Origin of the sequence: Ruegeria sp. HKCCD6157, assembly GCF_013110685.1 — a bacterium.
In the GTDB taxonomy this organism is placed as follows: Bacteria; Pseudomonadota; Alphaproteobacteria; order Rhodobacterales; family Rhodobacteraceae; genus Ruegeria.
The window spans coordinates 262,360-275,222 of the sequence record NZ_WVRB01000002.1; the positions used below are offsets into that span (position 1 = coordinate 262,360).

10 protein-coding genes are annotated in these 12,863 nt (G+C 56.9%); 5 read left to right on the forward strand and 5 right to left on the reverse strand.

Going from position 1 to position 12,863, the window contains the following annotated elements; translation table 11 throughout:
• Positions 1-66 precede the first annotated feature (66 nt).
• The 5 genes from galE (at position 67) to GS612_RS11375 (ending at position 6,403) form a co-directional block, all read left to right on the forward strand.
• Complete coding sequence (gene galE / locus GS612_RS11355; protein WP_171640403.1) at positions 67-1,050, forward strand: UDP-glucose 4-epimerase GalE; 984 nt, start codon at positions 67-69, stop codon at positions 1,048-1,050.
• 7 nt (positions 1,051-1,057) lie between these two features.
• A complete protein-coding gene (locus GS612_RS11360) occupies positions 1,058-2,101 on the forward strand; it encodes a glycosyltransferase family 2 protein (RefSeq protein ID WP_371809334.1) in 1,044 nt (347 codons plus the stop codon).
• A gap of 184 nt (positions 2,102-2,285) precedes the next feature.
• Positions 2,286-3,272 carry a glycosyltransferase family 2 protein gene (locus GS612_RS11365; protein ID WP_171640407.1) on the forward strand — a complete coding sequence of 329 codons (987 nt, stop codon included), beginning with the start codon at positions 2,286-2,288 and terminating at the stop codon, positions 3,270-3,272.
• Positions 3,269-4,969 carry a beta-1,6-N-acetylglucosaminyltransferase gene (locus GS612_RS11370; protein ID WP_171640409.1) on the forward strand — a complete coding sequence of 567 codons (1,701 nt, stop codon included), beginning with the start codon at positions 3,269-3,271 and terminating at the stop codon, positions 4,967-4,969. The genes GS612_RS11365 and GS612_RS11370 overlap by 4 nt, the downstream gene beginning before the upstream one ends.
• Before the next feature lie 6 nt (positions 4,970-4,975).
• Positions 4,976-6,403 (forward strand): nodulation protein NodH, encoded by a 1,428-nt coding sequence (locus GS612_RS11375; protein WP_171640410.1) that lies wholly within the window; start codon positions 4,976-4,978, stop codon positions 6,401-6,403.
• 7 nt (positions 6,404-6,410) lie between these two features.
• Here the strand turns inward: GS612_RS11375 and GS612_RS11380 are convergent, their stop codons facing one another.
• The 5 genes from GS612_RS11380 to GS612_RS11400 are packed head-to-tail and all read right to left on the reverse strand — an operon-like array spanning position 6,411 to position 12,732.
• Positions 6,411-6,929 carry a murein L,D-transpeptidase family protein gene (locus GS612_RS11380; RefSeq protein WP_171116742.1) on the reverse strand — a complete coding sequence of 173 codons (519 nt, stop codon included), beginning with the start codon at positions 6,927-6,929 and terminating at the stop codon, positions 6,411-6,413.
• 59 nt (positions 6,930-6,988) lie between these two features.
• Positions 6,989-7,774: an ion transporter gene (locus GS612_RS11385; RefSeq protein ID WP_171230126.1), complete on the reverse strand. Its 786-nt coding sequence runs from the start codon at positions 7,772-7,774 to the stop codon at positions 6,989-6,991.
• A gap of 21 nt (positions 7,775-7,795) precedes the next feature.
• The gene (locus GS612_RS11390; protein WP_171640412.1) at positions 7,796-9,025 is read right to left on the reverse strand and encodes a class I SAM-dependent RNA methyltransferase; all 1,230 of its coding nucleotides are present in this window, start codon (positions 9,023-9,025) and stop codon (positions 7,796-7,798) included.
• Between the two features lie 39 nt (positions 9,026-9,064).
• Positions 9,065-10,897: an ABC transporter ATP-binding protein gene (locus tag GS612_RS11395; protein ID WP_171640414.1), complete on the reverse strand. Its 1,833-nt coding sequence runs from the start codon at positions 10,895-10,897 to the stop codon at positions 9,065-9,067.
• Positions 10,894-12,732, reverse strand: coding sequence for an ABC transporter ATP-binding protein (locus GS612_RS11400; protein ID WP_171640417.1), 1,839 nt, complete (start codon positions 12,730-12,732; stop codon positions 10,894-10,896). Before GS612_RS11400 ends, GS612_RS11395 begins: the two co-directional genes overlap by 4 nt.
• Between the last annotated feature and the right edge of the window lie 131 nt (positions 12,733-12,863).

The window sequence follows — 12,863 nt, forward strand, 5'->3', positions numbered from 1 at the left end:
TTTTCCCCATGACACTGACGGCGCCCCTGTAGAAACTGTGCCTCAACCAGCCCCGATGGATATGCCATGAAGACAATTCTTGTCACCGGTGGTGCCGGGTATATCGGCTCACATGCCTGCAAGGCGCTTGCGCAGGCAGGTTACCTTCCCGTGACCTACGACAACCTGATCACGGGTTGGCAGGATGCGGTGCAATTTGGCCCTTTTGAACAGGGCGACCTTTTGGATCGGGACCGCCTGGATGAGGTGTTCGCGAAACACAAACCAGATGCGGTTATGCATTTCGCGGCGCTCAGCCAGGTTGGCGATGCCATGCGTCAACCCGGCGTGTATTGGTCGAACAATGTCACGGGCTCGCTGACTCTGATTGAAGCAGCCGTTGCGGCCGGCTGTCTGGATTTCGTCTTTTCGTCCACATGTGCCACATATGGCGAGCACGACAATGTGGTTCTTGATGAATACACGGCACAGTATCCCCTGAACGCCTACGGGGCATCAAAACGCGCGATCGAAGATATCCTCAAGGATTTCGAGGCGGCTCATGGGCTGCGCCATGTCATCTTCCGGTATTTCAACGTTGCAGGTGCAGACCCCGAAGGCGAGGTGGGCGAGTTTCACCGCCCCGAAACCCATCTGATCCCACTGATGTTGGACGCGATTGACGGCAAGCGGGACGGTCTGACCGTCTTTGGCACGGATTATGATACGCCCGACGGCACCTGTATCCGCGATTATGTACATGTTTGCGATCTGGTAGACGCGCATATTCTGGGGCTGGGCTGGCTGGAACAGGGCAAAGGCAGCCGTGTCTTCAATCTTGGCACCGGGTCCGGGTTTTCCGTTCTTGAGGTGATCGAGCAATCCAGGTCCGTCACCAACCGTCCCGTGCCGTATACTGTGGGCCCTCGTCGGGCAGGAGATTGCACCAAGCTGGTCTCCGGCTCTGTACGGGCTGAAAACGAGCTGGGATGGAAGCCAAAAAGATCCACATTAGAGACGATGATCGCAGATGCCTGGCGCTGGCACCAGAACGGTCACTACGAAAAATGAGGACCCGGTGACATCCAGTACTGCTTTGACACTTCCCCGGATCGGATGGGATCGGAAGTACAGGTTGCGCTGGAAACGCCGGCGGCTGCTCTGGAGGTCGCTGCGCAGCCGACATCAGTTGACCTGCCAGAAGGATCAGACATTCCAAATCCAGCGGAGTGACATTTTGGCCTTTGTCACCTTGCGCAATGAAATCATCCGCCTGCCGTGGTTCTTTCGTCACTATCGCGCTTTGGGTGTCGATCATTTTCTGATCGTCGACAACGGCAGCGACGATGGATCATCCGAGTATCTGCAAGATCAACCGGATATCTCGGTGTGGAGAACCCATTCCAGCTATCGTGGATCGCGGTTTGGCCTGGACTGGCTGACCTGGTTGCAGATGCGCTATGGCCACCGCCACTGGTGCCTGATGGTGGATGCGGATGAACTGCTGGTCTATGCTCATTGCGACACCCGGTCCCTGCATGACCTGACAACCTGGCTGGACCGGCAAGGGAAGATTGGGTTCGGGACGCTGATGCTGGACCTCTATCCCAAGGGCCCCTTGGGTGATGCGGCGTATGACCCGGACACCGACCCCACAAATCTGCTGTGCTGGTTTGATGCAGGACCGTATCGCGCGCAGCGGCAAAGCCCGATGGGCAATCTTTGGGTGCAGGGTGGCGCGCGGGAACGGATGTTCTTTACGCAAACGCGGCAAAGATCACCCACGCTGAACAAGATCCCGCTGATGCGCTGGTCGCGGCGCTATGCCTACGTGAACTCATGCCATTCCGCACTGCCGCGCCGTCTGAACGAAACCTATGATGGACCGGGCGGCGATACCCCGTCGGGCGTGTTGCTGCACACGAAGTTCCTGCCGGACGTTATCGAGAAATCCAACACCGAAAAGCAGCGACGCCAACATTTTCATGATCCGGACCAATTCGGGCCATACTACGATGGGATAATCAACCAGCCGGACATGTGGACCCCACAGTCGGTGCGCTACACCGGGTGGAGCCAGCTGGAACGGTTGGGTCTGATGAACGGCGGAGGCTGGGATTGAAAATGAAAACAAGGGCATCAACCGCACGTTTACAGTTTGCGGGTTTTAAAGACGTTGCGTCAGAAGATGCAAAGATGGCATAAACCGGTAATGCCATATCGTGCCATCGGTCACGACTGGTTCGGGGAAAGCTCGCGTTATAAAAAGGTTGGGCAGTCACGTGAGCCTGTTTGAGTCCTACAAAATGAGATTGCGGCGCAAGCGCCGTATTCTGCGCTGCCTCAAACGACGCCGCGAGCTCAAGCCGGTCAGCAACAACACACAGGCCATACGGCGTGATGATATCCTGCTGATGAGCGTTGTGCGGAACGAGAAAATTCGCCTGCCCTTCTTTCTTGAATATTATCGCAAACTGGGCATCAACCATTTTCTGTTTGTCGACAACAACAGCGATGATGGCAGTTTTGAATTTTTGAAAGAACAGGCTGACGTTTCGGTCTGGCGGACGACGACCAGTTACAAACGGGCAAGCTATGGTCTGGACTGGTCGAACTACCTGCTGCGCAAATACGCGCACGGTCACTGGGTGCTGAGCGTCGATCCGGACGAATTCTTCATCTATCCGTTCTGCGACACCCGTCCAATCCGAGCCTTGACGGACTGGCTGGATGGCAGTGCCGTGCGCAGTTTTGGCACGATGCTGATCGACATGTACCCTGAAGGTCCGGTGGACGCCGAACCCTATGCCGAAGGTCAGGACCCGTTCGAGATCGCATGCTGGTTCGATCCCGGAAATTACATGATCACCAAGAACCCCGAGTACAAGAACCTCTGGATTCAAGGGGGTCCACGGGCGCGCGTGTTCTTTCAGGACAACCCCTCCAAAGCACCGGCGCTGAACAAGATTCCGCTGGTAAAATGGAACCGGCGCTATGTCTATGTCAGCTCGACCCATTCGCTTTTGCCGCGCGGGCTCAACCAGGTTTACGACGAATGGGGCGGCGAAAAGGCCAGCGGGTCACTGCTTCATGCCAAGTTGATCAATACTCTGGGGGAAAAGGCCCGCGAAGAATTGCAGCGTGGCCAGCATTACCGGGGCTCGGGCGAATACAAGGCCTATGCCACTCAGCTTGAGGACAAGCCTGTTTTCTGGTGCGAATGGTCCGAGGCCTATATAAACTGGCGACAGCTTGAGATCCTGGGCCTCATGTCGAAAGGAAACTGGGCATGAGCGGTCTGGGTATTGTCATATTGGTTCATACCTCGCTGGACCGCGCCGAGCAGGTCGCGCGCCACTGGACGGCAGCGGGGTGCCCGGTGGTCATCCATGTGGACCGCAAGGTGCCAGACACTGTTTATTCCCGGTTTGTTGCGTCCTGTTCGAACGATCCATCGATCGTGTTTTCTGACCGACATCGGTGCGATTGGGGTGGCTGGGGTATCGTTGCCGCCTCGCAAAGCGCGTCTGAGTTGATGCTGGAGCGTTTCCCCGAAGTTCGGCATGTGTTTCTTGCATCGGGGGCCTGCCTGCCTTTGCGACCGGTTCAGGAACTGATCGATTACCTGTCAGACCGGCCGCGTGTCGATTTCATCGAAAGCGCAACGACATCCGATGTCAGCTGGACCATCGGCGGGCTGGATCATGAACGGTTCACCCTGCGGTTTCCGTTTTCGTGGCGCAAGCATCGCAAACTATTCGACGCATATGTAAAACTTCAGCGTCTGATGGGGTTTCGCAGGAAAATCCCCGACGGACTGGTTCCGCATATGGGAAGCCAGTGGTGGTGCCTGACCCGCCAAACGCTGTCGGCAATCCTTCAGGACCCCAGGCGCAAGCTGTATGACAAGTATTTCCGTCATGTCTGGATTCCGGATGAAAGCTATTTCCAGACGCTGGCGCGGTTGTATTCCACGCATATTGAAAGCAGGTCCCTGACCCTGTCCAAATTCGATTACCAGGGCCGCCCGCACATCTTCTATGACGATCATCTGCAATTGCTGCGCCGGTCGGATTGTTTTGTCGCCCGAAAAATCTGGCCCCGCGCCGAGCGATTGTACCAGGCATTCCTGACAGATCAGGCCGGGGCGATGAAACCGGCAGAACCCAATCCGGGCAAGATCGATCGCGTATTTTCCAAAGCGGTGGAACGGCGAACTCGCGGGCGCGACGGGCTGTATATGCAAAGCCGGTTTCCCCGCCATGGCAGTGAAAACGGTCTGACATCGTCACAATATGCCGTATTCCAAGGCTTTTCGGAACTGTTCGAGGATTTCGAACCTTGGTTGGCCGCAACCACCGGGGCCAGAGTCCACGGGCATCTATTCGGGCCGGAACGCGCCGAGTTTTCGCAAGGAGAAGCCATAACACATGGCGCCCTCAGCGACAGTGCGGCGCTGCGGGATTACAACCCGACCGCCTTTTTGTCGAACCTGATCTGGAATACGCGCGGTGAACGCCAGTGTTTTCAGTTCAGCCCGCGGGACACTCAGGAAATCAACTGGTTTCTGGCGCGGGACAAAAACGCTCAGATTTCGGTCATCACCGGCGCTTGGGCGATCCCATTGTTCCGGTCCAATATGAACTTCTCGGAAATCCGGAGCGAGGCGGCGCGCCTGCAACAAATTGAAACCAAGCAGCTGGAAGTGCTGACATCGGTCTGGACCAAGGCGCGGATGCGCAGTTGGACGCTGGCCGACTTCATTGAATCTCCGATGGATGCCTTGCAGGGTATTCTGGAAGAAATCGGCATGCAGCAGACCAGCCATCTGACCGAAGTGCCAACCATGGTCGATCTGTCCGGATTCGGGAAGTTCCTGCAAAACCTCAAGAATCAGGGAATGCACCCATATCTGATGGGCGATTTCCCGGCGGACGATGTGTTCGGTCGCCAGGAAAAGCCATACCGAAAACCGTATCTGGTGCAGTGATTGCCCATGTCAGCCCAATTTGACTACTTCGTGATTCTGGCCGCCATGCGCACAGGTTCGAACCTGCTTGAGGCCAACCTGAACGCGCTGGACGGGGTCACCTGTCACGGAGAGGCGTTCAATCCGCATTTTGCGGGCAGCCTGAAATCCGATCATCTGCTTGGCCTTTCGCTGGAAGACCGGGATGCGGACCCCATGCGAATGCTCAAGGCGATCAAATCAGCACCGGGTGACATCAATGGCTTCCGATATTTCGAAGACCATGACCCACGTATCCTGAAACCCATGCTGAACGATCCGCGCTGTGCCAAGATCATTCTGACCCGCAACCCATTGGACAGTTACCTGTCGCTGAAAATAGCGCGGAAAACGCAGCAGTGGCTGCTGAAGAATGTGAAACGCCGCGTCGACGCGCAGGTTGACTTCGACGCCGACGAATTTTCGGATTACCTGAACCAGCTGCAAGACCATCAGCTTATGGTGCAACGGCACCTGCAAAAGACAGGCCAAACCGGGTTCTTCATTCACTATAACGACCTGACCGAGCTGGAGGTCATAAACGGGCTGGCTGCATGGCTGGGGGTTGAGGGTCGGCTGACCCGACTGGATGATACCCTGAAACCGCAAAACCCGGCGCCGGCTTTGTCGAAGGTCACCAATCCTGATGAAATGAAACAAGCCCTGTGCGATCAGGATCGGTTCGGATTGCATCGGTCAACAAGCTTTGAGCCGCAGCGCGGCGCGGCTGTACCGCTTTATGTTGCCGCTGCAAGGTCTCCTTTGATGTATTTGCCCATTCGCGGCGGAATAGAGCCTGTTATCGTGCAATGGCTCGCTGATCTGGACGGATGTCAGACCGACAAGCTGATCACGGATCGAAACCGCAAACAGGTCCGCTCATGGAAACAGGGCCATCCCGGACATCGGCAATTCACTGTTCTGCGTCACCCTCTGGCCCGGGCACATACGGCGTTTTGCAGTCATATTCTGAATACGGGGCCGGGCAGCTATAAGATGGTGCGGAATTACCTTCGCAACCGGCTCAAGCTGCCGATCCCGGGGCAAGTGCGGGACAACAATTATTCTGTCGAACAACACCGCGAAGCTTTTTCGGGCTTTCTGGACTTTCTGCGCCTCAACCTCAACGGGCAGACACCGGTCCGTGTGGACGGCACGTGGTGCAGCCAGTCCAGGACGTTGGAGGGAATCGCATCCTTCACTATGCCAGATCTGATTCTGAGAGAAGAGGATCTGATGACGGCCTTGCCGGATCTGGCGCGCAGCATGGGGCATTCAAACCCGCCTCAGCCTGGCTCCTGCGCACCGGATGAACCATACGCTTTGGACCAGATCTACGACGAAAACCTCAAAGCGCTGGCGGTTGACGCCTATCAGCGCGACTATGAAGCATTCGGATTCAGTGACTGGCGCTAAAAACGTCCTAAGGGCGCAGGGTTATCAGCGTACCTTTGTTAACCATCGCATAAATCTCTTCGATTTCGTCATTCTTGACCGCGATGCATCCAGCTGTCCAATCCCGCTTCTTTTTTGCGCGTCTCCGCTCAGAACGCAGATTGGGTTCACCGTGGATGAAGATATCCCCACCCGGATCAACGCCCGCAGCCTTGGCTTTGGCGACATCCTGCGAGTTGGGATAAGAAATGCCCAGGGATAGGTGATACCGGCTTCTGGGGTTGCGACGGTCAATCAGATAGGTGCCCTCGGGCGTTCTACCGTCACCGCGCTGGTTCTTTGTTCCATTCGGGGCAAACCCCAAATCGACGTCATATTCCCTGAGGATCTTTTCGTTGTGCAACAAGTAAAGTTTGCGCGTGCCCTTGTTGACCACCAAAGAGGTCACCTCGGGTCCGTTATAAGTCAGAAATCTTGGGCCGCTAGAGGCACAAGCCGAAAGGCTCAGCGTTGCCAACGCGCCTAAACCGAATACTCGACGATCCATGTTTCACTGCCTGCTCTGCTTTTTTTCGATCATTATGCCAAAAGTGGGAAAAACTGAAATCACTTTTTGATGTTCGACTGCTCGGCCAGTCGACGTTCGATGCTTTCCAGCCGTTCCAGAACCTCATCGCGATAGGCATCGGTTTTAACCTCATCCTCGGCATGATGGGCATCCTGCATCGAATTGACAATCAGACCCACCAACAGGTTCACCACCGCAAAGGTCGTGACCATGATGAAGGGAACAAAAAAGACCCAGGCATAGGGATAGACCTCCATCACCGGGCGCACGATGCCCATCGACCAGCTTTCCAACGTCATGATCTGGAACAGCGTATAAGCAGACAGGCCCAGATCGCCGAACCAATCCGGGAACGATGCCGAAAACAGCTTGGTCGAGATAACCGCCCCGATATAGAACAGAATTGCCATCAGCAGAAACACGCTGGCCATGCCCGGAAGGGCCGAGATGAACCCTTCGACCACGCGACGCAGACGAGGCGCCACGGAAATCACGCGCAGCACCCGCAGAATTCGCAGGGCGCGCAGCACCGACAGACCTCCGGCGCTGGGAACCAGGGCAATTCCGACGATCAGGAAATCGAATATGTTCCAGCCATTTGTGAAGAACCTGCGCCCGGTGGCAATCAACTTCATGGAAATTTCAGCCACAAAGATCGCCAGGCAAAGCCTGTCGAGCACCACGATCAAGGGGCCGGCCAGTTCCATCAGGGTCGGCGATGTCTCCATCCCTAAAAGAATGGCATTGAAGATGATCACGGCCGTAATGAACCGCCCGAAAACGGGCGCTTCGATAATATTCAGCAAACGCTGTTTGGACCCCATGTGTCAGTTTCCCCGGTAAGATCAAGATGCTGCGTTCAGAACAAACCGCGCAGCAAGTTCCGTGTGTGTTGACCATCGAAATTGGTCAACGACCTGTACCCATTCAAGGGTGTAACCCGCGTTAACCAGCGTTTTCGCATCGCGCGCAAAGGTGACGGGATTGCACGAGACATAGGCGATCACCGGGCGTTGCGCCTGTGCAATCTCGTCTACCTGCGCTTCGGCACCGGCACGAGGCGGATCCAGGACAATGGCGTCGAAAGACTTCAGCTCGTCCGGCATCAGCGGGCGGTGGAACAGGTCGCGGGCCTCGGTTGTTACGCGTTTCAGCCCCTGTGCCTTGCGCCAGCCCTGATCCAGCGCCTCGATCATGGCGGCTTCGCCTTCAACCGCGTGAACTTCGGCGCTTTCCGCCAACGGCAGAGAGAACGTTCCGCTGCCTGCAAACAGGTCTACGATACGTTTCGCACCCCGTGTAGCCTCGGAAACTGCCTTTGACAGAGCCATTTCTCCGTCCTTTGTTGCTTGCAAGAAAGCCCCGGGGGGTGGAGTGACTCCGGCTGCCCCAAAGCGCTGAACCGGCGCATGCCGCATGGCAATAACCTCATCATCCCAGCTGAGCCGGGCCAGCCCATGTTTCTCGGTCGCCTGCGCCAACGCCAGTTCCAAGGGGCCGTCCAGCGGTTTGCCACCTGTTACGGCCACATCCAGACCAGCTTCGGACAGTGTGAGCGTGACAGCCAGAACGCCCTTGCGGCTTGCGCCCAGGGTGGCCAGCGCCTCGGCCACCGGAATGGCCGCGATCAAGGCCGGGTCAAGCAACCGGCAATCGGGTATCTCGGTGATCGTGTCGGATGCACGACCGTGAAACCCCGCCAACGTGCCCTTTTTCGTGCGCCTTACGGCAATCGTAGCCCGCCGACGTGACTGTTCGGGCGATGTGTGTATCGGGCGCAGTGGAGCTTTGAGATCCTGCGCCATCAGCGCCTTGCGGACGACTTGCAATTTCCAGTCGGTCACAAATGCATCGGATGCGTGCTGCAACTGGCAGCCACCGCACGCTTTGTAGTGGCGGCAAGGCGCTTTGACACGGTGTTCGGACGGTGTCTCGACCCGGATATCGGTCAATTGCTGACCGACAAGGGTGCCGCTGACGATTTCGCCGGGAAGTGTACGAGGGGCGTAAACAGGGCCATCGGCAATACCGTCGCCCTGATGTCCAAGCCTTGTGATTGTGAATTGCTGCGTCATGAGAGGCCTGATAGCCGGGCTTTCGCAGCAAAAAAACCCTTATTCCGCAGCTTCCGCCTGAATGAACCCGCCCGACTGGCGGTGCCAGAACCGCGCATACAGCCCACCCAGGTCCAGCAGCGCCTCATGCGTTCCGGTTTCAGCGATCCTGCCCTCGTCCAAAACAACAATCCGGTCCATTTCGCTGAGTGTAGACAGCCGGTGCGCAATGGCCAGAACCGTTTTGCCCTGCATCACCCGATGCAGCGCGGTCTGAATCGAAGCTTCAACCTCGGAATCCAGCGCCGATGTCGCTTCGTCGAGAACCAGAATCGGCGCATCTTTCAAAATGGCGCGCGCCAGAGCGATCCTTTGTCGTTGCCCGCCGCTGAGTTTCACGCCCCGTTCACCCAGATGAGCATCATAGCCTTTACGACCATGAGCATCTTCAAGACTCAGGATGAAATCATGCGCTTCGGCCTTTTTTGCGGCCTCGATCATCTCGGCCTCTGAGGCGTCCGGCCGGCCATACAGAATGTTCTCACGAGCAGACCGGTTGAACATCGCCGTTTCCTGCGTGACCATACCTATCTGTCGGCGCAGGCTGTCTTGCGTTACCTGTGACACGTCCTGGCCGTCGATACAAATGGCGCCACTTTCCCTGTCATAGAGCCTGAGCAACAGTGAGACGAGCGTGGATTTCCCCGCCCCGGATGCTCCGACAATGCCCAGTTTTTCGCTCGGGTTGACGGTTAGGCTCAAATCCGTAACGCCACCGATATCGCGACCGTAAGCAAAGCTGACGCCTTCGAAAGAAATCGACCCTTCGGTCACGTCAAGGTCCTTCGCCCCGCGCATATCTTCGACCCGGTCGCGCTTGGCAAGCGTTTTCATCCCGTTTTCGATTTCACCGACATTGGCATACAGCCCCATCAAGGTGAAACTGACCCAACCGGTCATCTGAGCAATACGGATCGAAACGGCCCCGGCAGCCACGATATCCCCGGCGGTCGCCATGCCGCCCTGCCACAGCCACAAGGTCGCGCCCAGCAGCAAGACAGGCAGGACACCGGCCAGCGTCATGAGGATGAACCGGAAACTTGCCGACAACTTGCCGAAATCCAGCGATTTTTCACGCAGATCCACCATCGATTCACGCGCCGCCTGATCTTCGAACTCCGAGTGGGCGAACAGCTTCACGGTTTTGATGTTGGTGATCGTATCGACCACCTGCCCGGACACCATCGCCCGCGCCCCGGCCCGCGCGGCGGAACGTTTGCGGATGCGCGGCAGATACCAGCGCACCAGCATGAAATACACCGCCAGCCATGCCGCGAAGGGCAGCATCACCAAAGGGTGAATAGACCCTAACAAAAGCAATGACCCCACCAGAGACGCCAGGGCAAACACAATCGCGCTGATCGTTTCCGACACGACCGAAGCCATGGCGTTCGATGTCTGCATCTGCTTTTGCGCGATCCGACCGGCAAAATCATCGTCGAAATAGGTCACCGACTGACCCAGGGTCCAACGGTTCAGCTTGGCCAGAACCAAAGGTGTGATGTTTGGCATGACAATGTAGTTGTTCGACAAGGATGACAGGCCAAACAGGATCGGGCGAAGCAACATGAAGAAGGCGACCGCACCGAGGATCATCCACATATTGGCAGCGGTCAGAAAATTCTCGGGCCCGCTGGCGGTCGCCACATCAATCACGCGGCCCAGTATCCAAGCCGTGACCGCCTCCATCGCGCCTGCAATGGCCGAGAAGAACGCCGCAACAAACAGCATTGGCCACGCCCCGGACAGGCTCCAGCGGATGAACGCCCCCAACGTCTGCGGTGGGGGCGTTTCGATGTTCCTGAACGGATAGATGAGGTCGGCAATCCTCATTCAGCAGCCTCCGGGTTCATGAAACCACCAGATTGCCGCGCCCAGAATTGGGCGTAAAGGCCACCTTGCGCCAGAAGATCGGAATGCGTGCCTTCCTCGACGATACGGCCTGCATCCATCACCAGAATGCGATCCATCTGCGCGATGGTACTGAGCCTGTGGGCAATGGCGATCACGGTTTTTCCTTGCATCATGCCGTATAGGGTTTCCTGAATTGACGCTTCGACCTCGGAATCTAGGGCGGATGTCGCCTCATCCAACAACAAGATCGGCGCATCCTTCAGGATCACCCGCGCCAGCGTCACACGCTGCCGCTGGCCACCTGACAGCTTCACCCCCCGTTCACCGACATGCGCGTCGTACCCGGTCCGACCCTGCGGATCTTGCAAATCGAGGATGAACTCATGTGCTTCGGCCTGTTTGGCGGCGGCGATCATCTGCGCCTCGGACGCATCTGGCCGGCCATAAAGGATGTTGTCGCGGACCGAGCGATGCAGCAAGGCGCTGTCTTGTTGAACCATACCGATATGGCTGCGCAGACTGTCCTGGGTGACATGCGCAATGTTCTGACCGTCAATATAAATCGCACCGCGTTCGACGTCGTAGAACCGCAACAGCAGCTTTACCAGTGTCGATTTGCCAGCACCCGAGCGACCGATCAAACCAATCTTTTCACCGGGCCGGACGGTCAGGTCGATATGGTCCAAACCGCCGGCCTCGCGACCATAGTGATGCGAGAGGTCGCGGATCTGGATCTCACCTTTGGTAAGCCGCAAGGGTTTCGCGTCAGGCGCATCAAGCAAATCGATGGGCTGGGCAATGGTCTCCATCCCCTCGGCCACGATACCAAGTTGGCGGAAAAAGCTGGTCAGGGCCCACATGATCCATCCGGTCATGGCATTCAGGCGCAGGGTCAAGGCCGTAGCCGCCGCAACAACACCGACCGAAGCGCTGCCTTGCATCCACAAGGCAATCGCCCAGCCCACAACACCCACGATCAGCATACCGTTCAACGTGACCAGAACGGCATCCATAATAGTGAAAATCCGCATTTCGATCTGAAATGTCCGACGGGTTTCCTCGATCGCCTCGCGGGCATAGTCCAGCTCTTGCGGGCCATGGGCAAACATTTTGACCGAATGGATGTTGGTATAGCTGTCCACCACCCGCCCCGTGACCGTCGAACGCGCATCCGAGGCCGCTTTTGACGCCGGACCAACACGCTGAACGGTCCAGCGCACCAGCATGGCGTAGAATCCGAACCAGATCAGCAGCGGGATCAACAAACGCGGATCCGCCGCATACAGCAGGATCGCCGCACCGATCAAATAGGCCAGCGAAAAGGAAATCGCGTCAAAAACCTGAAAGACCACTTCACCCGCCGCAGGAGGTGTCTGCATGATCCGGTTTGCAATCCGCCCGGCAAAGTCGTTTTCGAACCAGCCAACCGACTGACGCAACACGTGTTTGTGCGCACGCCAACGGATCAGCGTACCAAAATTCGGCAATATTGTATTGTTCAGCAGAAGTACGTCGACCAAATGCAGAAGCGGACGCAACAGCAATACAAAGGCTGCCATCAGCAGCAATTCCGTTCCGTGATTTTGCCAGACCTCTGCCGGCGTGCCGCCCAACAGATCCACTACGCGACCCATGTAGTAGATCAGCCCGATTTCAACACCCGCGACGATTATGGAAACCAGCGCCGCCCAGAAAAATACCCGAAAAAAGGGCCGCGAATAATCCAGCATGAAGGGCCACAACCGCGTCGGCGGTGCGTCAACCTCACGGTAGGCAACAAAAGGGTCAACAAGGTTTTCGAAATAGCGAAACATGGAAAGTGCTCCGATTGAGCAGGAATATAGACGTGCGAAGAAAGATGGCGCCGGAACACCACCCTTTACGGGGCAGGTGTCCCGGCTTTAGCCGAACCAGATCCCGTAATACATTCGCAGTCCTCCATCCA